Annotated in this window: 20 protein-coding genes; 10 read left to right on the forward strand and 10 right to left on the reverse strand. The window is 63.4% G+C overall.

Annotation, left to right across the window (positions count from 1 at the left end):
* From JQ631_RS31885 to JQ631_RS31895, 3 genes are all read left to right on the forward strand, one after another.
* Positions 1–2,046: beta strand repeat-containing protein (locus tag JQ631_RS31885; protein WP_283841841.1), on the forward strand; the 2,046-nt coding region annotated here is incomplete at its 5' end.
* A 153-nt stretch (positions 2,047–2,199) separates the two neighbouring features.
* A complete protein-coding gene (locus JQ631_RS31890) occupies positions 2,200–3,954 on the forward strand; it encodes a type I secretion system permease/ATPase (protein ID WP_212333993.1) in 1,755 nt (584 codons plus the stop codon).
* Complete coding sequence (locus tag JQ631_RS31895; protein WP_212333995.1) at positions 3,951–5,258, forward strand: HlyD family type I secretion periplasmic adaptor subunit; 1,308 nt, start codon at positions 3,951–3,953, stop codon at positions 5,256–5,258. The genes JQ631_RS31890 and JQ631_RS31895 overlap by 4 nt, the downstream gene beginning before the upstream one ends.
* Before the next feature lie 137 nt (positions 5,259–5,395).
* Here the strand turns inward: JQ631_RS31895 and JQ631_RS31900 are convergent, their stop codons facing one another.
* From JQ631_RS31900 to JQ631_RS31915, 4 genes are all read right to left on the reverse strand, one after another.
* Positions 5,396–5,995, reverse strand: coding sequence for a toxin-activating lysine-acyltransferase (locus JQ631_RS31900; RefSeq protein ID WP_212333997.1), 600 nt, complete (start codon positions 5,993–5,995; stop codon positions 5,396–5,398).
* Between the two features lie 30 nt (positions 5,996–6,025).
* Positions 6,026–6,979: an SCO family protein gene (locus tag JQ631_RS31905; RefSeq protein ID WP_212333999.1), complete on the reverse strand. Its 954-nt coding sequence runs from the start codon at positions 6,977–6,979 to the stop codon at positions 6,026–6,028.
* 61 nt (positions 6,980–7,040) lie between these two features.
* Complete coding sequence (locus JQ631_RS31910; RefSeq protein ID WP_212334001.1) at positions 7,041–7,298, reverse strand: hypothetical protein; 258 nt, start codon at positions 7,296–7,298, stop codon at positions 7,041–7,043.
* Positions 7,299–7,327: 29 nt separating this feature from the next.
* Entirely contained in the window at positions 7,328–9,604 is a 2,277-nt protein-coding gene (locus JQ631_RS31915; RefSeq protein WP_212334003.1) for a multicopper oxidase family protein, read from the reverse strand.
* A gap of 473 nt (positions 9,605–10,077) precedes the next feature.
* Here JQ631_RS31915 and JQ631_RS31920 point away from each other — a divergent pair, with 473 nt between their 5' ends.
* Together JQ631_RS31920 and JQ631_RS31925 are read left to right on the forward strand one after the other, a co-directional pair.
* The gene (locus JQ631_RS31920) at positions 10,078–11,349 is read left to right on the forward strand and encodes a DUF2157 domain-containing protein (RefSeq protein ID WP_212334006.1); all 1,272 of its coding nucleotides are present in this window, start codon (positions 10,078–10,080) and stop codon (positions 11,347–11,349) included.
* An 8-nt stretch (positions 11,350–11,357) separates the two neighbouring features.
* A complete protein-coding gene (locus JQ631_RS31925) occupies positions 11,358–11,942 on the forward strand; it encodes a GDYXXLXY domain-containing protein (protein WP_433995537.1) in 585 nt (194 codons plus the stop codon).
* On the opposite strand, the gene JQ631_RS31930 is transcribed toward JQ631_RS31925, so the two are convergent.
* Positions 11,939–13,360 (reverse strand): aminotransferase-like domain-containing protein, encoded by a 1,422-nt coding sequence (locus JQ631_RS31930; RefSeq protein WP_212334012.1) that lies wholly within the window; start codon positions 13,358–13,360, stop codon positions 11,939–11,941. The two genes, JQ631_RS31925 and JQ631_RS31930, sit on opposite strands and share 4 nt — an antisense overlap.
* Before the next feature lie 107 nt (positions 13,361–13,467).
* On the opposite strand from JQ631_RS31930, the gene JQ631_RS31935 reads away from it, so the two are divergent.
* The 3 genes from JQ631_RS31935 (at position 13,468) to JQ631_RS31945 (ending at position 16,397) form a co-directional block, all read left to right on the forward strand.
* Entirely contained in the window at positions 13,468–14,328 is an 861-nt protein-coding gene (locus tag JQ631_RS31935) for a DMT family transporter (RefSeq protein ID WP_212334015.1), read from the forward strand.
* Between the two features lie 334 nt (positions 14,329–14,662).
* Positions 14,663–16,042: a DUF1254 domain-containing protein gene (locus tag JQ631_RS31940; RefSeq protein WP_433995538.1), complete on the forward strand. Its 1,380-nt coding sequence runs from the start codon at positions 14,663–14,665 to the stop codon at positions 16,040–16,042.
* Positions 16,043–16,112: 70 nt separating this feature from the next.
* Positions 16,113–16,397, forward strand: coding sequence for a hypothetical protein (locus JQ631_RS31945; RefSeq protein ID WP_212334020.1), 285 nt, complete (start codon positions 16,113–16,115; stop codon positions 16,395–16,397).
* 70 nt (positions 16,398–16,467) lie between these two features.
* Here the strand turns inward: JQ631_RS31945 and JQ631_RS31950 are convergent, their stop codons facing one another.
* Both JQ631_RS31950 and JQ631_RS31955 read right to left on the reverse strand, forming a co-directional pair.
* Complete coding sequence (locus tag JQ631_RS31950) at positions 16,468–17,682, reverse strand: EAL domain-containing response regulator (RefSeq protein ID WP_212334024.1); 1,215 nt, start codon at positions 17,680–17,682, stop codon at positions 16,468–16,470.
* A gap of 698 nt (positions 17,683–18,380) precedes the next feature.
* Complete coding sequence (locus tag JQ631_RS31955; RefSeq protein ID WP_212334027.1) at positions 18,381–19,544, reverse strand: hypothetical protein; 1,164 nt, start codon at positions 19,542–19,544, stop codon at positions 18,381–18,383.
* A gap of 340 nt (positions 19,545–19,884) precedes the next feature.
* On the opposite strand from JQ631_RS31955, the gene JQ631_RS31960 reads away from it, so the two are divergent.
* Positions 19,885–20,508: a LuxR C-terminal-related transcriptional regulator gene (locus tag JQ631_RS31960; RefSeq protein ID WP_212334030.1), complete on the forward strand. Its 624-nt coding sequence runs from the start codon at positions 19,885–19,887 to the stop codon at positions 20,506–20,508.
* 31 nt (positions 20,509–20,539) lie between these two features.
* Here the strand turns inward: JQ631_RS31960 and JQ631_RS31965 are convergent, their stop codons facing one another.
* From JQ631_RS31965 to JQ631_RS31975, 3 genes are all read right to left on the reverse strand, one after another.
* Positions 20,540–20,788 carry a hypothetical protein gene (locus tag JQ631_RS31965; RefSeq protein WP_212334033.1) on the reverse strand — a complete coding sequence of 83 codons (249 nt, stop codon included), beginning with the start codon at positions 20,786–20,788 and terminating at the stop codon, positions 20,540–20,542.
* Between the two features lie 99 nt (positions 20,789–20,887).
* The gene (locus JQ631_RS31970; protein WP_212334036.1) at positions 20,888–21,283 is read right to left on the reverse strand and encodes an Hpt domain-containing protein; all 396 of its coding nucleotides are present in this window, start codon (positions 21,281–21,283) and stop codon (positions 20,888–20,890) included.
* Positions 21,284–21,430: 147 nt separating this feature from the next.
* Positions 21,431–22,126: a Crp/Fnr family transcriptional regulator gene (locus JQ631_RS31975; RefSeq protein WP_212334039.1), complete on the reverse strand. Its 696-nt coding sequence runs from the start codon at positions 22,124–22,126 to the stop codon at positions 21,431–21,433.
* A gap of 927 nt (positions 22,127–23,053) precedes the next feature.
* Here JQ631_RS31975 and JQ631_RS31980 point away from each other — a divergent pair.
* Positions 23,054–23,485, forward strand: a complete 432-nt coding sequence (locus tag JQ631_RS31980) for a response regulator (RefSeq protein ID WP_283841842.1) — start codon at positions 23,054–23,056, stop codon at positions 23,483–23,485.
* Positions 23,486–23,975 lie beyond the last annotated feature (490 nt).

Genomic DNA, 23,975 nt, shown 5'->3' on the forward strand with positions numbered 1-23,975 from the left:
ACGATCGAAAACCTCACCGGCAGCGCGTTTGCCGACGTGCTGACGGGCAATACGGCGGCCAACGTGCTGATCGGCGGCCTCGGCAACGATACGCTCAATGGCGGCGCGGGCGTCGACACCATGGTCGGCGGACTCGGAAACGATACCTACGTCGTGGACGTGGCGGGCGACATCGTGACGGAGAATGCGGGCGAGGGCCTCGACGAAGTGCAGACGACCGTCAGTGGCTACACTCTGGGTGCCAATGTCGAGAATCTGACGCTGACGGGCGTCGCGAACCTCAACGGCAACGGCAACGAGCTCGCCAACGTCATCGTCGGCAATGCCGGGAACAACGTGCTCAGCGGCAATGCTGGCAACGACACGCTGATCGGCAACGCTGGCAACGATACGCTGAACGGCGGCACGGGCGCCGACACCATGATCGGCGGCTTGGGCAACGACACCTATGTCGTGGACGACGCCGGTGACGTCGTTACCGAGCTGGCCGGCGGGGGGACCGATCTGGTCCAGACGGTCCTTGCGGCGCTGACTCTGGGCAACGAGGTCGATAACCTGACATTCACGGGTGCCGGCAATTTTGCCGGAACCGGTAACGCGTTGGCCAATACGATCAGGGGCGGCGCCGGCAACGACACGCTGGATGGCGGCCTCGGAACCGACACGTTGATCGGCGGCGCCGGCGACGACATCTACAAGGTCGACCAGACCGGCGATGTCGTCACCGAGGCGGCGGCGGCCGGCAACGACACGGTGCTCGCGACGGCGCTGCTCTACTCCCTGGGAGCCAATGTCGAGAACCTGACCTTCGCCGGTTCGGGCAACTTCACCGGCACCGGCAACACGCTGGCGAACACCATCACCGGCGGCGCGGGCAACGACACGCTGAACGGTGGCGCCGGTGCCGACACCCTGATCGGAGGCGGCGGCAACGATATCTACATCGTCGACGTCGCAGGTGACGTGGTCACCGAAGCTGCCGGCGGCGGCAACGACGAGGTTCAGACAGCGGTCAACGGCTACACGCTGGGCGCCAATGTCGAGAACCTCACCCTGACGGGCGTAGGCAACATCAACGGCAATGGCAACGAGCTCGCCAACGTCATCACCGGCAATGCCGGCAACAACGTGCTCAACGGCAATGGCGGCAACGACACCCTGATCGGCAACGCCGGCAACGATACGCTGAACGGCGGAACCGGCGCCGACACCATGACTGGCGGGCTCGGCAACGACACCTATGTGGTTGACGATGTCCTTGATGTCGTCAACGAGAGCGCCGGTGGTGGCGTCGATCTGGTCCAGACCACGCTCAACAGCTACGGGCTCGGCTCCGAAGTCGAGAACCTCACGTTCACCGGTGTCGGCAACTTTATCGGCACGGGCAACGCGCTCGCCAACGCGATCACGGGCGGTGCAGGCAACGACAGTCTCAGCGGCGGAGCAGGCAACGATGTCCTCAACGGCGGTGCGGGCGACGACACGCTGAGTGGCGGTCTCGGCAACGACACGCTGACGGGCGGAGCGGGCATCGATACGGTAAGCTACGCCGACGAGACCGATGCCATGTCGATCGATCTCGCGGCCGGGACGACCCGGCGTGGTTCGGGCGCCGCGGCGATCGAGGACACGCTGGCGACGATCGAGAACGCGACCGGCGGCTCCGGCGATGATGCCATCACCGGAAGCGCGGCCGCCAACGTCCTGAACGGTGGTGCGGGCATCGATGCTATCCTGGCCGGCGGCGGAAACGACATCATCATCGGCGGCGCCGGGGATGACACGATGAACGGCGGTGCTGGTAACGACAATTTCGTGTTCGAGATTGGCTTCGGTCACGACATCATCACCGTGTTCGGCGACGCCGGCACTGATCAGGACACGCTGGACTTCTCGACCGTCATCTTCGCGAACTTCGCCGCTGTGCAGGCGGCGACCCACCAGATCGGGACCGACGTGCATATCGATGTCAACGCGTCGCACGGCGTGATCCTGACGAACTTCTCCTCGGCGAATCTGGGTGCGGACGATTTCCGCTTCCACTGAGCTGATCGACAGGGCCTGGGCGATGCGGAAGCCTCGCCCAGGCTGAAAGCCACCCCACAGGTTCTGACTTGATTTCGAACGAACGTATTGCAGCTAGCGCTTTCTTTTCGGGCTGAAACAGGGACGTCTCCCTGTCATTGCGGGGCATGGGTCGTGCGCGCGTCGGATCATCAGGGATCGGCAACGTCACCGATCGCCATCGGGCTGTCAGCATGTTCGGGCGCCTTCGTCGCCATCGGCGTGCTCACTGCACTCATCAATGTGCTGATGTTGACTGGCTCCCTCTTCATGCTCCAGGTCTATGACCGTGTGCTGCCGAGCCGAAGCGTCCCGACGCTGCTCGCGCTGGGTGCGATGGCGATCGGCCTGTTCGCGTTCCAGGGCTTTCTCGACGCGTGCCGGGGGCGCATCCTTGTCCGCATCGGAAGCTTCCTCAACGAGCGGCTCAACGGGCGCATTTATGATGCGCTGGCCAAGTTGCCGCTTAGGATTCAGGGCAAGGCCGATGGTGTCCAGCCGCTTCGCGATCTCGATCAGATGCAGAGCTTTCTCTCGGGACTCGGACCGACGGCCCTGTTCGACCTGCCCTGGATGCCGCTCTACCTTGGGATCTGCTTCGTCTTCCACGCCTGGATCGGCATCACGGCGATGGCGGGTGCCGCGATCCTGGTGAGCCTGACCTTGTGGACGGAGGCGCTCACCCGGGCGCCGACCCGGGCCATGGCGGAAGCCAATGCACGCCGGCATGGACTTGCCGAGGCGACGCGGCGCAATGCCGAAGTGCTGCAGGCCATGGGCATGCGCGGGCGGCTGGCAGAAGCCTGGGCGGCGGCGAACGCAAGCTATCGCGGCGCGTCGCAGCGCGCCGCGGACGTAAGTGGAGGCCTGGGCGCCACGTCGCGCGTGCTACGGATGATGTTGCAGTCGACCGTGCTGGCGGTTGGCGCCTATCTCGCCATCAATCAGGAAGCGACCGGCGGTATCATCATTGCCAGCTCGATCCTGGTCTCGCGGGCACTGGCGCCGGTTGAGCTCGCGATCGCAAACTGGAAGGGATTTGTGGCGGCACGCCAAAGCCGGAAGCGGCTGACCGAGCTGCTCAAGCTGATGGAGCAGCAAGCCCCGGCACTGACCGCGCTGCCACCTCCCGCGAAGTCTCTTGCGGTTGAAGGTCTCAATATCGCTCCGCCGGGGCAGGTCAAGCTCGTGGTTCAGGATGCCAGCTTTACGCTGGTGGCAGGGCAGGCGCTTGGGGTCATCGGACCGAGCGCCTCTGGCAAGTCGTCCCTGGCACGTGGAATCGCAGGCGTGTGGCTGCCCGCCCGCGGCAAGGTACGGCTTGACGGCGCGTCACTCGAACAATGGCCCGGAGAGAGCCTGGGACCACATATCGGTTACCTGCCTCAGGATATCGAGCTGCTCGACGGCACTGTTTCCGAGAACATCAGCCGCTTCAGCGCCGACGTGGAGTCCGACGCGGTCATTGGCGCTGCGCGGGCGGCCGGTGTTCACGACCTGATCGTTCACCTGCCTGATGGATACGCAACCCGTGTGGGCGAGGGCGGTCTCGCGATCTCGGCCGGGCAGAGGCAACGCATTGCGCTGGCGCGGGCGCTGTATCGGGATCCCTTCCTGGTCGTGCTCGATGAGCCGAACTCAAATCTCGATGCGGAAGGCGACGAGGCGCTCACCCGCGCGATCCTTGCCGCCCGCGCACGCGGGGCCGTCGTCATCGTGATTGCGCACCGGCCGTCGGCTCTCCTTGGGGTCGATCTGATCCTCGCCATGGCAAACGGCCGCGTCCACGCGTTCGGGCCGAAGGAGGAGGTTCTTCAAAAGGTCCTTGATCGCTCGAAAACGCATCTGCGTCCCGTCAAGCTCGCAGCCGATAGCGAGGCGAAGTCATGAACGCAAAGACAGAGACCGCGAAACGCTCGATCCGTCGTCACGTGCTGATGGTGGGGGCCGCCGGCTGTCTCGTCGTCGGCGGCTTCGGCGGCTGGGTGACCAACGCCGAACTGTCCGGCGCGGTGGTGGCATCCGGCGCCCTGGTCGTCGACTCCAATGTCAAGAAGGTGCAGCACCCGACCGGCGGCGTGGTAGGCGAATTGCGTGTGCGCGATGGTGTCCATGTCCACGCCGGCGACGTGCTGATCCGTCTCGACGAGACGGTGACGCGCGCCAATCTCGCGATCGTCGTGAAGGGCATCGACGAGCTGATGGCCCGGCACGCCCGTCTGGAAGCCGAGCGCGATGACCAGGAGAACGTCCGCTTTCCGTCCAGTTTGACCGCCCGGCTGCAGAACCCGGATATCTGGCAGGTCGTGAATGGCGAGAAGAAGCTGTTCGAGCTTCGCAAACTGGCGCGCGCCGGCCAGAAGGCCCAGTTGCAGGAGCGGATCGGCCAGCTCAAGGAAGAGATCAAGGGATTGATGGAGCAGGCGGAAGCAAAGACCGGCGAAACCGAGCTGATCCTGCGCGAGCTCGAGGGCGTCCGCATGCTTTTTGCCAAGAACCTCGTTCCGATCATGCGCCTCACCCAGCTCGAGCGGGAGACCGTCCGCCTCCGCGGCGAGCGCGGCCAGCTGATGGCGTCGACCGCCCAGGCGCATGGCAAGATGGCGGAGACGTCGCTTCAGATCATTCAGATCGACCAGGATCTGCGCAGTGAGGTCGCGAAGGAGCTGCGGGAAATCCAGGGCAGGATGGCGGAATTGCTCGAGCGCAAGGTTGCGGCCGAGGATCAGCTGATGCGAATCGACATCCGCGCGCCGCAGAGCGGCATCGTACATCAGCTCAATGTCCATACCGTCGGCGGCGTGATCACGGCGAGCGAGCCCGCGATGCTGATCGTGCCCGAATCGGACGATCTCACCGTCGAGGTCAAGCTGCCGCCGCAGAACATCGATCAATTGATGCTCGGTCAGGCCGCCGTGTTGCGCTTCTCCGCCTTCAATCAGCGAACGACGCCGGAGATCAACGGCATCGTGAAGCGGATCTCCGGGGACATCGTCCAGGATCAGAAGAGCGGCGCAGCCTACTATCTCGTCCACATCGCGACGCCCGTCGACGAGGTCGCGCGGCTTGACGGCCTCAAGCTGCTGCCGGGCATGCCGGTCGATGCCTTTATCCAGACCGGGAGCCGGACCGTGCTGTCCTATCTGGTCAAGCCGCTTCGCGATCAGATTGCCAAAGCGCTTCGTGAACGCTGAATCATTGCGGCTCGCGTCGCGCGCCATCGCAGGCTTTCGCAGCGCTTCCGCCAACGCGACGCCGCGGCGCGGCCGCGCTCAGGGATGCAAGCGTCGCGATGTGGGACTGGTCGGCAGGACGCTGCTTGAGTCGTTGCTCAAGCCGTTGCCGGCGCGTCATCGGCCGTTTCAAGAACGTGTATCTTGACGTTGTTGCTCTCGTCGCGGCCGAGCACCTTGACTTTGCGATCTCTAAAGGTGGTCTGCATCAGGTGTTTCACCAGCGGGCGGACGATGCGGGCATCTCCGGCCGCATGCACCAGCCAGGGGATTTCGCCCGACGTCCACTCCGAAGGATCCAGCTTCGGGGTCGCGTCTGTCGATTCGGTGAGGCGTTTGTCGACCTCGGGCGAGACGAAGGCCCAGAGCACCATCGCGGCGGGCAACGTTCGCGCATCATTGCCTTCACCAAACTTGGCCTCGGCGAGCCGGTATTGCCGGTTTGTTATGGCGGGGATCAGCAGCCATTCGAGATCGCCGATCGTGTAGTTGCGATAATGTGGAGAGCGCATCATGACGCCGATCGCCTGGGTGAATACGCTCGCATTGCGGAGGGAAGCGGCTTGGGCGCGGACCTTTTCGACCATGCCCGGCGGTAGCGCCTTGTCTTGCTGTGCCTGGGGATCGGGGATCACGTTCTCGCCGCCGGCGGCGCGGTTCGGCTGAGCGGTGAACTCGCTTCCATTGAGTTCGTTCATGACGCATTACTCCTGCTCTGCATCCATCTCTCAATGATGATGATGGGCGTGTCCGCCGTCTCCACGCACGGGCATGTCCGGACCCTGTGCTTCCCGGAGACGTGCCGTCTCGCCATCGATAAAGGCCATCAAATCGGCAGCATCCTGCCGCGCCACGCCCATTGCCGGCATCCTGACCGCCGGAAATCGCTCCACGAGTGCCATCGCATCCGGGTCGTGCGCTGCCCGGAGCTTGGCGGGATCCTGGATGAACGAGGATAGCCAGGCGCGATCCCGTCTCGCCGTCACGCCGCGCAGGTCAGGACCGACACGGTCTCCGACACCGATGGTGTGGCACGGGGCGCAGATCTTCTTGAACAGGGCCTGCCCCGGCTGATTGCTCATGGCAAGGGCTGTGGCGGTCGCGGCGTCGGTTGCCGGCGGACGGACCTGATCGCGCCATTTCGGGTCCATGCCGCGGATGGTCATGACCAGGCGGTTGAGGTCGCCGAAAGCCGAATCCCGCTGCCACTCACCGGTGGCGTCATTGCCGAGCACGATCTCATTGCGGTGCTCGCTCAGGATCTCGCTCCGATCGCCGAACTTGTAGTTGATGGCCCGGATGTCGTCAGCGTCGCCGGTGACGAAGGTCCAGCCCGGCCCGGTCTGGAAGGCCGACGAGAATTCCTTCAGCCGCGCCGGCGTGTCTCGCTTCGGATCGACCGTCATCGAGATCATGAAGACATCGCGGCCGACGGCATCGCCGAGCTTGTCTTCGAGCTGGGACAGGCGCGCCGTCGTCAAGGGGCAGATGTCGGTGCAGCTCGTATAGATGAAACTGATGATGACGATCTTGCCCTTGATCAGATCATCATAGAACCGGACGGAGTTTCCGTCCTGCGTCCGGACGACAGTGTTGGGAATATAGTTTTCGCCCCACAGACGGCTGTCCGTCTTTCCTGGTCCGGCAACCATGGTGCCGGCGGCGACAACTAATATTGGCATCAAGGCGCGGCACCATCGCATCTGAGGCTCCTGACCGTCTATGGCGCGAACTGACCGTCCGTCAGTTCGTCTTTCCCGGGACGTAGGTGAACGGTTCCTCGCTGCCGAACTGTTCAGGTACGCGTTGATCCCGCTCCTTCACGGTGCGCGCTTGCGAGCGCTGTATCGCCTCCTCGATCATCCTCGGCGTCGCGACCGTCGGCTTCTTTGCACCGACGGGAGGGGGAGAAGTTGTCTGCCCCGACGCGGAGAGTGTGAATGGCGCCACGATCAAGATGGCGGCTACGATGCGCAGCAATCCTGCAGAGAGCGTAATCATCTGAAATCCTCCAACCAGCTTGTTCGGGGTCAGGTTCTGGGATCCCCTTCGGGCAGGATTTCCGGCGTGGTCCAGACGACCCCGTCAGGCGTGGGATTGGGCGTCGGCGTCACCGCCGTCTGCGGTGATCCCGGAACACCGGTGAGGAGCTGAATTCGCATCAACAAGGCAAAATCCTCATGCACGGTGTTGTGGCAATGGTTCACGTATGAGCCGCCAAATTCGCCGAATTGGATCTGGAACGTGACCTGCCGCTGGCCGGTCGCCCGGAGCCGCCAGACGTCCTTTCTGACGAGTTTCTCCGTGGAAGGAATCGCGTCGGTGCCACGGTTGATCGTCACGCCTTCCTCGAAGTGGAGGTGAATCGGGTGGTCCCAACCGCCGCCGCCATTGACGTAGGTCCAGTGCTCGATCTCCCCGGGCTTGGGAATCAGCAGCGAGATCCTGTTCGCATTCATTGAATGCGCTTCCTGTCCGTTGATCCGGATGGTCCATGGGAAGGTCGCGTTCTCCGGACAGTCCGGCGTGCATTGCCCGGCCGCGTTACGGGAATCTCCATTTCCGGAGCGCCCGAATTCGACGAGCCTCGTGCGCACCGGCGCGACAACCGGAATCTGTTGCGTCAATGTCAGCGGGACGACGCTGCGGTCCGGAGTCGTCGAGGAATACGTATGGCCCGGCATATCCACGCTCTGCACCGAACCGACGACGTTGAACTGCATGACCCCGCCGATGCACGGGTCGAGCGGATCGCCCGCGAGCGCCTGCGCAAGCGTGAGGTCGCGCTGCGGTCCGCGTCCATCGGGCCGCATCTGCAGTTGATTCACCAGCGTCACCTTGTCTCCGATCCTGAACCTGGAGAAGTCGACGACGATGTCGTAACGCTCGGCCGTGCCCTGGTGATCGAGAGTCGTCAGCGTGATCGGATTGACGACGAAATTGCCGTCATTGGCGATGAACTGGAACGGCACGGCTGATCCGCTCGAATTCGCCAGTGCCAGCTTCCAGAACCGTGACATGCTCGCATTGAGGATCCGGAAGCGATATTTGCGTGGCAGGACCTCGAGATAGGGCGCGTAGGCCGAATTGACCAGCGGGATGTCGCCGAGGAAGCCGTCGGTATTGAAGATGTCGAAGAACAATTGCCCGTCGGCTCGCGTCGCCGCGTCGGACATGATCAGGTTGACGTCGAAATCGACGTTGCCCCAGTCGAGCAGGCTGCCGCTCGGCAGGCGCAGATTGACGCCGTCCGCAAGCGCCTCGTTGCCGCGATCCGGACCGCTGTACATGTTCACCATGCCGTAATTGCCCTTGTAGACATTCTCGGCAGTGAAGAAGAAGCGGTGGTCGTGGAACCAGAGCGTGCCCTGCAGTTCGCGGAAATCGCCGGCGACGTTGACCAGGCCGCCGTTGCCGTCGGGCCCCGACGCCCGGGGATCGGTCGCCTGCATGTTGATCTTGTCGCGCCGCGCGAGCGTCGTGCTCCAGCGATAGTCGTAGAACGTGCCCGGGAAGTGATGCACGTTCGCGGCGCCGTCGCTCTCGGCGCCGTTATGGGCATTGTGGAAATGGACCTGGGTCTCGTTGACGCCGAAACCCTCGTTCGAATTCCTGAACTGGGGAAGGTTGTTGTAGATGCGGGTGAGGATGGGCTCGCCGTAGCGCGCCTTGATCAAAGGCGGCGGCATCGATCCCGAGGTGTATCTTCCGGCGCCGTAGCACCAGACGCTGTTCGGATACTGGTCGATGAAGCCCGGATGGAATCGGCAGCCGGATGCGACCGGGCCGACCGACATGACATAGCCGACCTTGGGGAAGAATTCGTCCCACCGCTGATGCGCAAAAATCTCGCCCGGCGGCCGGCCCTCGATCGGTCCGCGTCCCGACACGAGATTTCTATACAGATTGTTCGATGGATCGGCGGAAAAGTCCGTGTGATAGGACAGGCGCTTGGCCGGCATCTCGCCGTAGCTTGCGGGAAAGACCGCGTTGCGCGTCGCGGAATCCTTTGTCAGCGGGATCGGCTTTTGAACCGACAGCCGCGGCAGGGCGCAGCTGTATTTGAGTTGATTGTAGAGGTAGCTCCTCGGCGTTCCGGTCGGCACCGCCGCAAAGGCGCTGCGCGCGAACGGGCTCAGGCCATTCTTCAGGACGAGGGCACCGGTGCCGGTGAATATTCCCCATTTGAAAAGGTCGCGCCGGCTGATCTGGCCATGCGAGAGTGCCTTGACGATCTCGGCGCGATTGTCGCGGGCATGCTCGGCTTCGCGTTGACGTGCGGGCGACTCGCTGGAAGAGATATACATGGCTACCCCCTGAACCGACGGCGGCGAACGCAATCCCTTCCGCTGTCCGTACGGACAGCGGTCCTCTTGGCGCAGGCCGCGCTGAATGATTTACGAATGCCTCTCGCCCGAGTTGGGAATAAACTTATCGCAGCAATGTTGGTGGAGATGCCGGCGAAAGCATCTCGCGACGCTGAACCATACCGTGTGCGTACAGTAAACACAATACTGAGATTCAAAAAGTTCTCGTGATCGGGGCAACATGAGGGCGCCTTCGCGTCGAAAGCTGTGGCGTTCGTGGGCAAATTCGGGGGGAGTGCAATGGCCGCTCGACGATTTATCATCGGCGCCGGCCTATTGACCGTGCTCGTCCGAATCCAGGCAGAACAGTCCAGGAATTGCGGATATGGACCACGTCGGTGATAGCTTGAACCTGTCCCCGCTGCGGTCCGACCAATATCCCGCGGCCGGCAGGGAGCCTGTGATTTACGACGATGTTCGACAAGACCTACCGGCAGCGCCTCGAGGCTGATCTTGCACAATGGGAGGCCGATGGCGTGATTGCGCCGGCGGCCGCCGCCTCCATCCGTCAGGTGCTGCCGGCGGTCTCGCCTGGCATCAACATTGCCGTGGTCGTCGCCATCGTCGGCGGCCTTTTGATCGCAGCTGCCTTTCTTGCCTTCGTTGCGGCGCACTGGACCGAGATTGCGCGGCTGCTGCGGTTCGCGATCCTGCTTGCGGGGATGGTCGTCGCCGGCGGCCTCGGGGCGTGGTTCGCCGCGGCGGGCCGCACTGTTCTCGCAGATCTCTGTGCCAGCATCGGGGCCATCTTCTTCGGCGCCGGCATCGCGCTTGTCGGCCAGATGTACCATCTCGGTGACGATTTTGCCGGCGGCATGCTGCTGTGGTCGGTCGGCTCGTTTGCCGCTGCCCTGCTAACCGGCTCGCGCGGCGCGCTGGCGGTCGGGCTCGCGGCAGCCTGCATCTGGACCTGCATGCGCGTTTATGACGCGCCGGATGCGCTTCATCTTCAGTTCGTGGTGCTCTGGCTCATTGCTGCCGCGGTCGCGTTGGTATGGAATTCCCGCGTCGCTGCCCATCTCGTCGCGGTCTCAGTCATTCCTTGGTGGATCGCGACGTCGCTCCGCTTCGACTTCGACGGCGCCCAGCCGTCCTTCGTGCTCGCGAATGGTGCGGCCCTGCTGTTCGGCGCCGGGCTCGCCATCGCCGCCGCGCCATCGCCGCGGGCGCACCGGCTTGGATCTGTTCTGTCGGTCTACGGCGCATTCGCGCTCGCCGTCGTCGCGTTCCTGGAGGTGACGACAGTCGACGATCTCTTCCGTCTTCGCACAGCCACGATCGAGGCCCAGCCGTCGTGGGCGATCGCGTGCGGCGCCACGGGCGTGATTCTCGCGCTCGCGTCCGCCGGCCTCACGAGCCGCGCCGGCGAAATCCTTGCAGCGGGCGCCATCGGCCTCGTGCTGGTCGCGGCGCCGCTCTGGCCGGCGTCGGCCGCCGGCGAACCCTGGTTCGCCTATGCTGCGCTGCTTTGCGCCATGCTGTGCCTCGTCGTCTCCGGCGTGCTCGACGATGTGCGTCCGCGCGTCGTCGCCGGCTGGCTCGGCATTGCCGGCGTTATCTCAGGGATCACCTGGGCGGTGAAGGGCTCGCTGCTGCGCCGTTCGGCCTTCCTGGCAGTGGCCGGGATCATCGCGGTCGTGTTTGCGTCAGCGCTCAATCGCATGCTGCCGAGGGCTGAGCGATGATCGAGGCAATGACAAACTTTTGGCAGCGCATCCCGAAAGCCGTGCTGTTCGGTGCCGCCATTCTGCTGCAATGCGCGTTGCTGATGCTGATGGTCGTCGACCGCGTGCAGATCCTGCGCGAAGGCCGTGAGGTGATCTTGCAGACCCGGCCGGTCGATCCCCGCGATCTCCTGCGCGGCGATTATGTCGTGCTCGGCTACGACATCACGCAACTGCCGGCAGGCGCACTCGCCGGCCAGCCGATGGTCGAGCGCAATCCTTCCGTGTTCGTCAAGCTCGCGCCTAATGCCGACGGTCTCTATCAGCCCGTCTCGGTGCACGCCGCGCCTGTGTCGGTCGCGGCGTCCGAAGTGCTGATCCGCGGCCGCGTCGCCTATTCCTGCGGTTCGACCAGCCGCACTTTTTGCGACAAGTTGACGATCAGATACGGTCTGGAAAGCTATTTCGTGCCGGAAGGCGAGGGCAGGAAGCTCGAGCAGGCCCGCAACCAGCAGAAGCTCCGCGTCGTCGCCGCCGTGCTGCCCTCGGGCCGTGCCGCGATCAAGCGCCTCCTGCTCGACGGCGAGCCGGTCTATGAGGAGCCTTGGTATTAGCGGTTCGGCCGCGCCTTCAACGCCCGCCGCAGCACATCCCACACGCGCGGGTCGCTCATGTGCGCCACGTTGAACCGCAGGAAGTTCTGCGCGGTCTGCGACACGCTGAACACGTTGCCCGGTGCCAGCACCACGTCCTCTTCGAGCGCGGCGCGCGCAACAGCGGTGGCATCCTGTCCATCGGCGAGGCGGCACCAGAGGAAGAAGCCGCCGCGCGGCATCAGCCAGGGCTCGATGCCGAGCGACTGAAGTTTTCGCGCGACGTCGCGACGCGTCCGCGTGAGCTTTTGCCGGAGATCGTCGATGTGCTTGCGATAGCTGCCGCCGGCCAGGACCTTTGCGATGATCTCGGTCGCGACCGGGCTCGGCCCGCCAAAGCTGGTTGCGACCTGGAGATCGACGAGATGCTCGACCCAGTCGGCCCTCGCGGCGATATAGCCGCAGCGCACCGAGGCCGACAGCGTCTTGGAAAAGCTGCCGATACGGATCACGCGATTCAAGCCATCGAGCGCGGCAAGACGCGGCGAGCGTTCCGGCTCGAAGTCGCCAAAGATATCGTCCTCGATGATGGTGAGGTCGTGCGCCGCCGCCACAGTCAAAAGCTTGTGCGCGGTCTGAAGCGAGAGCGTCGCGCCGGTCGGATTGTGCAGCGCTGAATTGGTGATGTAGAGCCGTGGCCGATCACTGCTGATGATCTGCTCGAAGCGTACGATGTCAGGGCCCGACGGCGTGTAGGGCACGCTGACGATCCTGGCCTGATGCGCGCGCAGCAGCGCACGGAAATTGAAGTAGCAGGGATCGTCGACCAGCACGGTGTCGCCGGGACGGAGCAGGAAGCGGCAGATCAGGTCGGTCGCCTGCGTGCCAGACCCCGTCAGCATCAACTGGCTGATCGCGGCTTCGACCCCGTCTTCTGCGAGGCGCGCGAGCAGCAGCCTTCGCAGCGTCGGAGACCCACCCGTGCTTCCGTAGTTGGTGAGCACGCTGGCCTCGGCGCGGCCAAGCGCGCGGGCGGAGCGGCGCAAGGCCGCCTCCGGCATCCACGCCGGCGGCAGCCAGCCGCAGCCGGGCTTCGGCACGGCATCGTCGGTATCGAGCGATTGCCTGGAGACCCAGAACGGATCGACCGCCCGGTCGCGGCGCGGCTCGACCTCGGTCAATGCCAGCGGCGGCGCGACGGTTGGCGACACGTAGAAGCCCGAGCCGCGGCGTGCGCGGATCAGGCCTTCAGCGGCCAGGCGATCATAGGCTTCGACGACAGTGGACGGCGAAACACCCATCGCGGCAGCGAGGCCGCGGATCGACGGCAGGCGGTCGCCGGGGCTGAGCGTGCGGCCGACGACCTTGGCGCGGATCGCGCCCATCACGTCAATGGTCCGCGTGCCGCCGCGGCCCTTCGTTTGCGCTCCGGTATCCAAGGTGTATTGCCTTCCACACCCATACAGTTCTGCTAGATTGTACTGGATTGTGACTGGCCTTGCCACCGGTGATCGCCGAGGATCATGCCTCAAAAAACGGGACGGACATGCAATCTGCGGGCAGCGGCTGGGGCAACGGGCTTCTCGGCGTCATCATCTTCAGCGGCTCGTTGCCGGCGACGCGCGTGGCGGTCGGCGGCTTCTCCGCACTGTTCCTGACGTCGGCGCGCGCCATCATCGCGGCGTTGATCGGTGCGGCCGTGCTCGGCCTGCTGCGGCAGGCATGGCCGGAGCGGAAAGATCTCGCCTCGCTGACCATCGTCTCCATCGGCGTCGTGGTCGGCTTTCCCCTGCTGACGGCGCTCGCGCTCCAGCACATCACTTCCGCGCATTCGATCGTCTTCGTTGGCCTGCTGCCGCTGTCGACCGCGATCTTCGCCGTGCTGCGCGGCGGTGAGCGGCCACAGCCGCTGTTCTGGCTGTTCGCGATCCTCGGCAGCGCTACGGTGGGAGGCTTCGCACTGTCCAATGACGGCTCCGCATCTCTCACGGGCGATCTGCTGATGGTGGCCGCGATCGTGCTGTGCGGGCTTGGCTATGCCGAAGGTGCTGCGCTCTCGCGCCGGATCGGCGGCTGGCAGGTGATCTCCTGGGCACTGCTGCTGGCGCTGCCGCTGATGCTGCCGATAGCGCTCTTCACCTGGCCGTCGACATGGAGCGGCGTTGGTGCGCCGGCCTGGATCGGGCTCGCTTATGTCTCGGTCTTCAGCATGTTCGTCGGCTTCATCTTCTGGTATCGCGGGCTCGCGATCGGCGGCATCGCGCGCGTCGGCCAGTTGCAGCAGCTGCAGCCATTCTTCGGTCTTGCGCTTGCCGGTTTCCTACTGCACGAGCCGGTCGCATGGAGCATGATCGCCGCGACCGCGCTGGTGGTCGTCTGCGTCTTCTTCGCGCGGCGGTATGCGTGAGCTCGACGCAGAGCGATTCCTGGCCTGGCACACGCGGTCCTCGATGTTGATCTAGATCAATGCAGTGTCTCATTGGATGCGGCGAGTTGTCTCCTTGATGCATCGCGTGCCTATCGCCATGACCTAGCAGTGCGTTGCCCGTATCCCTGCAGGGTTTGTTGTTGGGGCGGTGAACGGCATCCTCGCTCGACTGACAGAAGCCCGCCGATCCTCACCGGAGTGTCCATCGTCAATTTGATCTCACGAGATCCAGAGTAGATTTGGGAGTCGCGTCATGAACATTACTCGCCGAAATCTTTTATCCGCCGGTTTGGGAAGCGCGATCTCGGCACTTATGCTCTCGGCCGGCCGAGCAGATCATGACGGTCCTTTGTTGAGCGCGATCGAAGGCGGCGAGGATTTCTGGCTCGCCACCGATGCCTACGTCTTCGGCTATCCACTCGTGACGATGGAGATAACGCGACGGGTCGTGACCAACATGGCCTCCGTCGAGGGTACGCGTGGGCCGATGGGACAGTTCGTCAAGCTGCGAACCTATCCGGATGCAAACTTCAAGGATGTGACGGCGCCCAATGCCGACACGCTCTACACCACGGCGTGGATCGACGTCGGCGACGAGCCGTGGGTCCTCAGCATCCCCGACATGAAAGACCGCTATTTCCTGTTCCCAATGCTCGATGGCTGGACGAACGTATTCCAGGTGCCGGGCAAACGTACGACAGGTACGAAGGCACAGACCTATGCGATCACCGGGCCGGGCTGGAAAGGTACGCTCCCTGCCGGCGTCAAGGAATACAAGTCGTCTACCAGCATCGTATGGATCCTGGGTCGCATCTACTGCACCGGCACACAAGAGGACTATGCGGCGGTCCACGCGGCCCAGGATGAATTCAAGCTCGTCCCCCTGAGCGCATACGGGAAAGCGTATACGCCTCCACCGGGCAAGGTCGATCCGTCGATCGACATGAAGACAGCGGTGCGCGATCAGGTCAACCGCATGGACGCCGCCGCCTATTTCAGCCTTCTGGCCCAACTCATGAAGCGGAACCCGCCGGCGGCCGCCGACGCAGCCGAGCTCGCCAAATTCGCAAAGATCGGCCTGGTTCCGGGCAAGGATTTCGATGCCAGCAAGCTCGACGCTGTATTCGCGAAGCGCATTCCGCAAGTCGCGTTCGACCGCATCATGATCCAGTTCAAGGTCAACAAGGCGATCAGGAACGTCAACGGCTGGGCATTCGACTCGCAGACCGGCGTCTACGGCACCGACTACCTCAATCGTGCCCTGATCACGGCCATCGGGCTCGGCGCCAATCGTATCCAGGATGCCTGCTATCCGACATCGCAGAAGGACAACGATGGCAAGGATTACGTCGGCAGCAACAAATACGTGATGCGCTTCCCGAAGGGGCAGCTTCCTCCCGTCGGCGGATTCTGGTCGCTGACGATGTACGACGAGAAGTATTTCTTCGTCGCCAATCCGATCAACCGATATTCGATCAGCGCCCGTCAGAGCCTCAAGCCCAATCCGGACGGAACGATCGACCTTTATATCCAGAAAGACTCACCCGGAACGGATAAGGAATCGAACTGGTTGCCCGCGCCCGCCGGCAAGTTCGTTCTGATGCTGCGGATGTATTGGCCGAACGAGAAAGCGCCGTCGATCATCAACGGAAGCTGGTCTCCGCCAGTCGTCAGGAAGGTCGCGAACAGCTGATCGTTGGGCGCGAGCAAGAATCGAAGTGCGAAATAGCTCAGTCAGAAACTTGAAAGCGAAGGAGGACGTCATGCGACACCGAACTCATTTCTGGTTGGCCGCCGCCGTTGTCGTCTGCGCAGCCGTGGGCTCGGTTCAGTGGTCGGAAGAGGCCGGCCTTTCATTCTCGATCCAGAGCGCCGAGGCCCGCGTAGGACGACCGGCGACCCCTGTGAGCGTCGCCGGTGTCGCGCGTCGAACGACGCGCCGCGCCGTCGTCGGTGGAGCAGCGGTGGGAGCCGCGGCCGTCGGAGCAGCTGTCGTGGCGCCAGCTTGTGTCCGCGTGCTGGTCAATGGCGCCTGGGTCTGTCGCTAGGCGAACTGTCCTTTGATCGCCGCGACCGCGTTCGTCGTCGGCTCGCGGCGATTTGGCTGTGGTGATAGCCTCACGCCGGATCCATCACCGTCCGCGTCAATGTGCTCCGCGCGAATTTCTTCAATGGCATCGGCTTGCCGAACAGGAAGCCCTGCACGAGATCGAAGCCGAGCTCGTTCGCCACGACGAGGTCGGCGCGGCTCTCGATGCCCTCGGCGGCCGCGCGTGCGCCATAACCCTGTGCCAGCTCGACGATGTGGCGGCACACCGTGCGCTTGAGCCGGTCATTGGCGCTGCCGGTCACGAAGTGGCGGTCGGCTTTCAGCTTGATGAAGGGGATCTTGTCGAGATCCATCAGCGACGGCCAGTTGGCGCCGAGATTGTCGATCGACAGGCCGATATTGTGCAGGCGCATCTCCCGCGAGATTTCAGTCAGGAGATCGAGATCTCGGATCGCCTCCTCGCTGGTGATTTCGATCGTCAATCCGCCGAAGGCCGGATGCGTCGGCATCCGGCGGCAGAGATCGCGCACGGCCTGCGGCTCTCTAAGGTACGATGCCGGCAGGTGGATCGAGAGATCGACCGGGCTCTGCCTCTCGAGCAGATAGTGCCAGTCCTGCACCGCCCGTTCGATCACGAACTCCGAGAGATCGCGCAGATGCGGATCGTGCTCTTCCGGGATGAAATAGGCCGGCGGCACCACGCCCCAGGTCGGATGGCGCATCCGCACCAGGGCCTCGGCGCCGCAGCGGATCAGCGTGCGCGCGTCGATCTTGGGCTGGTACCAGAGTTCGAGCCAGCCCGCATGAAGGGCTTCGCCGACATGCACGGCCGGGCTCGGTGCCGGCTCGTCCGGCAACAGCATCGCGATGCGATCGCGCAGCGTCTCCGCGGCGAAGGGCGTGGTGAGCGGCGGCAGCATGGCGAGGCCATATTCCTCTCCGACCTGCTGCACGGCTTTGACGATGATCGACTCGCGGGCACCGACAGTCAGAACCTTGCCATCGAAGCCCTCGCGCACCAGCGTCTCCAGAAATGTACCGGGCTCGATGCCGTCAGCCGCGACGCCGAACAGGATCAGATCCGGCAACTCGCCGGCGAGCACGGTCTTGAGCTCGTCGGCGCTGGCGCATTCGCTGGTGACGAAGCCAAAATCCTCCAGCACTTCGGCGAGGAATGCGCGCAGATGACGCTTGCCGTCGGCGACGCATGCGCGCGGCGTGACCTTTCGCCGTCCGAAGGTCTTGGGCCTTCGTCCGGCGAACTCAACAATTTCATCGTTCATCTCAAACCACTCCCGTTCCGCGACCGGTGTTAGCGACGGGAGCAGCTTCAAATAAGGAGGGCTTGAGTCGATCGTTGAATTATCTGGGTAACGTTAAAGCGCCCATCATTTCTAAAATTGTTCGGACCTCGTTCGAGAAGTCTTTACGTCTGTCGGCGCGCAGCGCACGCGCGTGCGGCAATCATGCAGGATTTTCCCGGCGCTCAGTTTGGCAGCGCGCGCGGCCGTGTCCAGTAATTGGACGACGCTGCGCGCGCTTCGCCCAATTGAATAACAGGCGTCTCAATTGGCTGTGGCCTTGCCGTGCTCAGCCATGCCGACCGCATTTTCGTCTAGGTTGGATAGAGCTCGGCGGCAGAGACCACGCGCGGTGTCCACCTCGCGCAGCACGTGATCCATCGGGGAATTGGCAGGTTCCGTCCGCGACCTCATTCTCGCGCGATGCGCGCATGTTCCGGCATCACGCGTGACGGTTATGCGACAACGCGGCCATCTGCGCGGCGGGCAAATGTGAAGCACTTCACAAGCCGATTGCTGCGGGTGCGCTATTGGTCCCGGAAGCCGGTGGTGGGCTGTCAAGGATTACAGCTATGACGACTCGGCGGTTGATCTATTGGTGGTTCAGAAACGTGATGTCAGGGCGATTTCTCGATCGCTTCCTGTGCCTGCCGCACGCGCCCGAATAGAGCGAAGACGGATCAAGTCACCCCGATCAATTTGCGGAACGCCGCTGCGCCGTCCTGAACGACGTCGCGGCCCTTCCAGGCCAGATAGCTCAGCCTGCCGCCCAGCGTGTCCTGACTGCGCAGCCGGCGCGACCCAAGGATATGACCGACATTGGCGGGGAAGCGGCTGACCTCGGCCGACACCAGCGCGGCGATCGCGTCCATCAACTGCTGAAGCCGCACGCCCCATTCGCTCTGCTCGATGCCGTCGATGCGGACCTTGAGCGAATGTTCGGTGTCGTAAATTTCGGTGAGCAGGTCGCGCGCGACGAGGAACCGGTTGTTGCGGAGTGCGATCCGCAGGGCGAGGCGCTTGTCGTCGAGCCGGTCGAGCACCATGGGAACGACGCAGGCATAGGGCGCCGTTGCAACCTCGGCAGCGCTCTTGCTCGCGGCCGCCTTGGTCGCAAGGTACACGAGCCGCCAGAACGTCTTCAGGCGCCTCGCCACCAGCGCAAGCGCAAAGGGCAGCGCATCGGGATTGGCCTTCTTGAAGGCGTCGAGCTGCGCGGTGATCTGCGCGACCTGGCCGTCGTCGAACTTCGTGATGGTCTCGGGCAGTTTCTCATTGAATTTCGGCAGCGCGTTGCCGGCGCGCAGCACCTGCAGCATCTTCTTCACGTCGTCGAAGGCGGTACGCGAGGCCGTGTATTGCGCGAGCTTGCCGCGTGCGAACTCGGTGCTCTCCGCTGAAGCGAGCGTGTTCTCGAGCACCTTGACGACCTTGCCCTGAAAGGTCGTCGCGATCTTCAGCACTTCCTTGGGATTGTTGGCAGTGACCTGGTCGTTGATCGCCTTGACGTAGTCGCGCGCCATGGTCGGCAGCAGATCGCGGCAGATCCACTCCCAGATCGGGGTGAGCGTGTTGCGCGAGATCCGCCCCATATTGGCGTGCTCGGGCGCGCCGTCGATCAGCAGCAGCTCGAGCGGCGCGAAGAAATAGCGCGACGGGTTGGTGGCGCGCGCCTGGGTCGATCCGTCCTTGCGGAATTCGGCGCGCAGCTTGGCCTGGATTTCCGTCGCGCCCGGCATGTCGATGCCGCACGATTCGAGCCGCTCGAGTTCACTGAGCAGGCAGCTGCGCGACAACGGCGTCAGCTTCTGCAGGAACTCCGATAGCTCGTCGATTTCGTCCATGGCACGCAATCTCTCCCAACGATTCCAGCAGGCCCACAGGCCCAACGCATGAAGGCATTTGCGCGCTCTCAATTGTGACGTAGAGAAGCAAGCTGGCGTTAATTAATCCGTAAAATCCGGGGGGTGCCGTGATCGGCGCGACAGCAAACGTTAAGAAGGGGGTGGAATGCCTGCCTAGAATTTGGGCGGGTTCATCAACCCTAGCGCGAGACGGGGCGGCCAAGCGCAGGCATAAATTGTGCCCATGCCGGTATTCCAGCACAAAACTGCCTAGTTCACCGTAGTCTTACGGAGCAAAAAGTTAACCACAGAACGCCCCAGGTTCCGGTACATGGGTCACATGGGGTCACACAACGATACGGTCACCGATTCGCGGCCGTCGGAATGGTTCGAAAGCAGCAGCACTTCCGCGCCTGAAGAGCTTGATTTCGCCCGGCTCAGTGCCGCTCGCGCCAAGGCCGGCGACGAGATGGCCGCTGCGATCGCCCGCGAACTCAACGGCCCTCTCACCGCACTCCTGCTCTACATGGGCGAGATCAAGCACCACAGCGATCAGCTCGCGCCGGTTTCGGGCGACCGCGCCTATTTGCAGCAGGTGGTGGAGAACGCGCTGGTGCAGACCGAGCGCGTCTGCGGCCTGGTCAAGCAGCTCGCCGGTCCGCACAAGGGCGGCTTGCCCGCGCCGTCTGCGACCGAGGATGTCGAGTTGAAGGCTGGCCGTGGGCTCCCGGCGCCACGCGAAGCGAACTCCGAGCTCTCGAGCCTGTCCGGCAAAAGGCTGACCAAGCGCGAGCGTGAAGTGCTGCGGCTGATCAGCGAGGGTTTTTCGAACAAGCAGGGGGCGCTGCGAATGCAGATCAGTCCGCGCACATTCGAGAGCCATCGGGCCGAAGCGATGCGCAAGCTCGGCGCGCGCAACACCGCGGACCTCGTCCGTGCGGCGCTGCTGCATTCGATCGATTGATTTTGTCGTCCGTCGGGGCGGCGCGTCGCGCTTAGAAATAGTCTTCGGCAAAGGGACGCACGCGCGAAGTCGGTCGCAGCACCTTCGGGTCTTCCTTCGGCGCGTTCGGGATGATGGTGATGACCCAGCGCGGCGGGATGGTCGATTCCTGTTCCAGCACCGAGCGGACGAAACCCGTCACCGTGGACTCGCCCGCCTTCACCGTGGCCATGCGGCCGTTGAACTGTGCGATGCGGAAGCGGCGGACCTCTTTCTGGTCCGCAGTCTCATAGGTGAACATGGAAACCCTCCTGGTTTCCGGCGACTATCGCCACCTATGATTAGTCATCTGTGAAAATCGCAAACCGTATAAGTACGGCGGGCATTCGGGCGGGAATGGTCAATCCTGCGGTTCCTGCTCCCGCGCGGCCGTGAAAGCCGCATCCATCTGCGCCAGCAAATCGCCAAACTCGGCCTCCCCGATCGTCTCGGCCGTGCTTTCCAGCCGCAGTGCCAGCGTCGAGAGCCGGAGATAGCCGAACGTGCTGGCCGTGCTCTTCAGCGAATGCGCCTCGCGCGCGATCCTGGCCCGGTGCTGACCGAGCGCGAGCGTGCGAAACAGATTGAGCCGTGCGCTGGTCTCGCTCCAGAACACCGCCCGCACCTCGCAGGCGCCGTCCTCGCCGATCTCGCGCACCAGCGCGGCGAACGCGCCAGGCTCGCGCAGTGGCTCAAGCTCGCGCAGTGGCGCGGTGTCGGGCGCGCCCGGTGCGGGCGCGAAAGCGGCGTCGAACATGGCTGTCCCGATCCCATTGATGTGCATCGCGATGCGAGGCGTCCGGGATGCCTATGCCATTCCGATTGCCGTTCTGGTTGAGATATATGCGGTGTTTGCGGGCGGGGAGAAGCACATGCTTTACCATGCGCCGCTCCTTGCATGGCATCAGGCCCCGAGCAGCCGATCATATTGGGCCTTGACCGTGGCGTAGCATTCGCAGGCCGTCTGGCGCAGTCCGTCCAGATTGAGGATCTGGATGTGTCCGCGGCTGTAGTGGATGAAATTGGCCTGCTGCAAGGTGTTGGCGACCAGCGACACGCTGTTGCGTCGTGCCCCGATCATCTGCGCCATGGCCTCCTGCGTCAGCAGCAGCCGGTAGTCGCCCGACAGATCATGCGTGTGCAGCAGGCAGCGCGACAATCGCGATTCCACCGGATGGGCAGCGTTGCAGCCTGCGGTCTGCTGCACCTGCGCGTAGACCGCAAGCCCGTGTCGCGTCAGCAACGTCCGCAAAGATAAGCTCTGTTCTGCCGCGAGGCGCAGCCGGTCGATGTCCATCACCGATGCGACGCCGGGCACCAGCACGACCGCCGTGTTCAGTGCGCAGGTATCGCCCATGGTCGAGAGCGTGCCGAGCAGGCTATCGCGGCCGACCATGGCGACCTGGACATGCTCGCCCTTGGCCAGCTTCACGACCAGCGAGATCACGCCGCGGTGGGGGAAGTAGGCCCGCTTGAGTATCTCACCGGTCTCGACCAGTACCGCATCGTGCGGCAGATCGACCGTTCGCAGATGTGCACGGATCAATTCATAATCGTCTGCCGACAGCGCCGACAGGAAACCGTTGGATGGGCGCACCATCGTTTCCAAAGCCGCCTCCCGCCACCTCCGCCGGTGATCACCCGCCAGCGAAAACCATCGTGCTCTGTGCAATTAAGTTCCATGATGTGTTCAATGGGATATATTGGCAATTGGTTCAGTATTCACGGTCATGGTCGGGCAATCACCCAATGCCGTGTTGTGTGCACGCCCGCATGCAGCGATGGTTGTAGCGCTTGCATCGTGCTGTCGTGACCGAGTATCGCCACCTCGATCGTCCGTCCATCCGACCGGCGCCCGTGCTCGAAACGGAAGCGCACATGCGGTGCCGCGCCTGCCACCCAAGACAGTCTCGCTGACCAAATTGATCGTGACGAGGTGAGGACGCAGCAGATCGAAGCCCGCGGCGTCGAGCATTTGCAGCCATTGGTTGGGCAGTAAGCCGCTCGCGGTCATGCAGACACCAATTCGGCGCTTCTTGAAAGAGACTCCAGAGCCGGCTCCTGGGGGCATCGGTGTTGACCTCCCGCCCAGTTGCGCGGCGATATAAATGTATTGTAATGGTTGTGTCGCTGTCCATATACCCGTTGGGGGGCAGACAGCTTGCCGCATTTGCGGCGGAAACTAGAATTGCATGTTGATTCGTGCCCGCGCCCCGGCGAGCCAGTCCAGCGTCGCAGCTTGGGAACCAGCGGCAAGGGGGCTTGCATGAGCCGGAAATTGGCAATCGACGTCGGACATCACGTCCCACCTTCGAGCGGACGTCCGCCAATTCGCGCCCCCTTGCTTGTCCAACAGTTCTTGTCGGCTCTCAGTGATTGCTTCGCGCCGCTGCGCGGCTTGATTGCAGAGCTTGTGGCCATCCAGCCCGTTTTCTGCGGTCGTCGACCACGCGCGCGGTCATCATGATTCCAATCCAAGCGAGAGGAGAAAGGCGTGCGCAACGGTTCAACTCTTGAATCGCCGAAGCTGGAAGTTCAGAGGACAGAAGGTCCGCGCCACATTCTCGTTGTCGATGACGACCCGATGGTGTGCATGGCCATCGAGATGTATCTCCAGCGAAACAATTTTCGGGTGACGATCGCAGGCGGCGGAGAAGCGGGCCTCCGCGCGTTCGAGAACGAACAGTTCGACCTGATGATCATCGACATCTTCATGCCGCATATGCGCGGCTTCGAGTCGATCCGGGTCTTTCACGACCGGGCACCCTCCGTTCCGCTGATTGCGATGTCCGGCTATGCCTTCGCGGATCTGAATTCGCCTGCGCCCGACTTCCTGAGGATGGCGCTGGAACTCGGCGCCGCGCGCTGCCTGCGCAAGCCGTTCACGCCGGATGCGTTGCTGGCCGCGATCAGGGACTGTCTCGCCGAGTGCCATACGTCCGCTGCGCGGCTGGGTTAGCGCGTTATCGTTCGCGACCTCCATACGGTAAGAGTCCGTTTACCGCCAGTGCGGGCCTTGCGGATTCATCGATAGATCGACTGAAGGCCGCACATGCGATGCCGGTCGCGCGTGACTCGATACATCAGAGCCGTCCGTGCATATCTCGCGACACCAGCGGGATTTTCTTGTCCTTGCCCTGATGCTGTTATCCCCGCGTTTACCACCGCATCTCCGCGCTGAAGCCGCGCGCGGGATTTGCCGAAAACCGCAGCCGGATGCAGTCGAATGGCAAACTTCGCTTCAATATCCGTATTAGCACGGAGGATGAAATTAACGGGACCGTGAAATGGGTTGTCTAACGATTTAGGAGCGGACTTCCGCCGACTCCAGGGGCGGCGCAGGCGTCGAGGTCAAGCTCAGTAAGGCGTAGCTCATGGATGATCTGTTGCGGGAGTTTCTGACGGAGACCAGCGAGAGCCTGGACACCGTGGATAATCAATTGGTGAAG

The sequence above is a fragment of the Bradyrhizobium manausense genome (assembly GCF_018131105.1).
In the GTDB taxonomy this organism is placed as follows: Bacteria; Pseudomonadota; Alphaproteobacteria; order Rhizobiales; family Xanthobacteraceae; genus Bradyrhizobium; species Bradyrhizobium manausense_B.

Bases quoted from the DNA above. Each gene is read 5' to 3' on its own strand.
- JQ631_RS31895 (WP_212333995.1), top strand. From the start codon at position 3,951: ATGAACGCAAAGACAGAGACCGCGAAACGCTCGATCCGTCGTCACGTG.
- JQ631_RS31900 (WP_212333997.1), bottom strand. From the start codon at position 5,995: ATGAACGAACTCAATGGAAGCGAGTTCACCGCTCAGCCGAACCGCGCC.
- JQ631_RS31905 (WP_212333999.1), bottom strand. From the start codon at position 6,979: ATGCCAATATTAGTTGTCGCCGCCGGCACCATGGTTGCCGGACCAGGA.
- JQ631_RS31910 (WP_212334001.1), bottom strand. From the start codon at position 7,298: ATGATTACGCTCTCTGCAGGATTGCTGCGCATCGTAGCCGCCATCTTG.
- JQ631_RS31915 (WP_212334003.1), bottom strand. From the start codon at position 9,604: ATGTATATCTCTTCCAGCGAGTCGCCCGCACGTCAACGCGAAGCCGAG.
- JQ631_RS31920 (WP_212334006.1), top strand. From the start codon at position 10,078: ATGTTCGACAAGACCTACCGGCAGCGCCTCGAGGCTGATCTTGCACAA.
- JQ631_RS31925 (WP_433995537.1), top strand. From the start codon at position 11,358: ATGACAAACTTTTGGCAGCGCATCCCGAAAGCCGTGCTGTTCGGTGCC.
- JQ631_RS31935 (WP_212334015.1), top strand. From the start codon at position 13,468: ATGCAATCTGCGGGCAGCGGCTGGGGCAACGGGCTTCTCGGCGTCATC.
- JQ631_RS31940 (WP_433995538.1), top strand. From the start codon at position 14,663: ATGCTCTCGGCCGGCCGAGCAGATCATGACGGTCCTTTGTTGAGCGCG.
- JQ631_RS31945 (WP_212334020.1), top strand. From the start codon at position 16,113: ATGCGACACCGAACTCATTTCTGGTTGGCCGCCGCCGTTGTCGTCTGC.
- JQ631_RS31950 (WP_212334024.1), bottom strand. From the start codon at position 17,682: ATGAACGATGAAATTGTTGAGTTCGCCGGACGAAGGCCCAAGACCTTC.
- JQ631_RS31955 (WP_212334027.1), bottom strand. From the start codon at position 19,544: ATGGACGAAATCGACGAGCTATCGGAGTTCCTGCAGAAGCTGACGCCG.
- JQ631_RS31960 (WP_212334030.1), top strand. From the start codon at position 19,885: ATGGGGTCACACAACGATACGGTCACCGATTCGCGGCCGTCGGAATGG.
- JQ631_RS31965 (WP_212334033.1), bottom strand. From the start codon at position 20,788: ATGTTCACCTATGAGACTGCGGACCAGAAAGAGGTCCGCCGCTTCCGC.
- JQ631_RS31970 (WP_212334036.1), bottom strand. From the start codon at position 21,283: ATGTTCGACGCCGCTTTCGCGCCCGCACCGGGCGCGCCCGACACCGCG.
- JQ631_RS31975 (WP_212334039.1), bottom strand. From the start codon at position 22,126: ATGGTGCGCCCATCCAACGGTTTCCTGTCGGCGCTGTCGGCAGACGAT.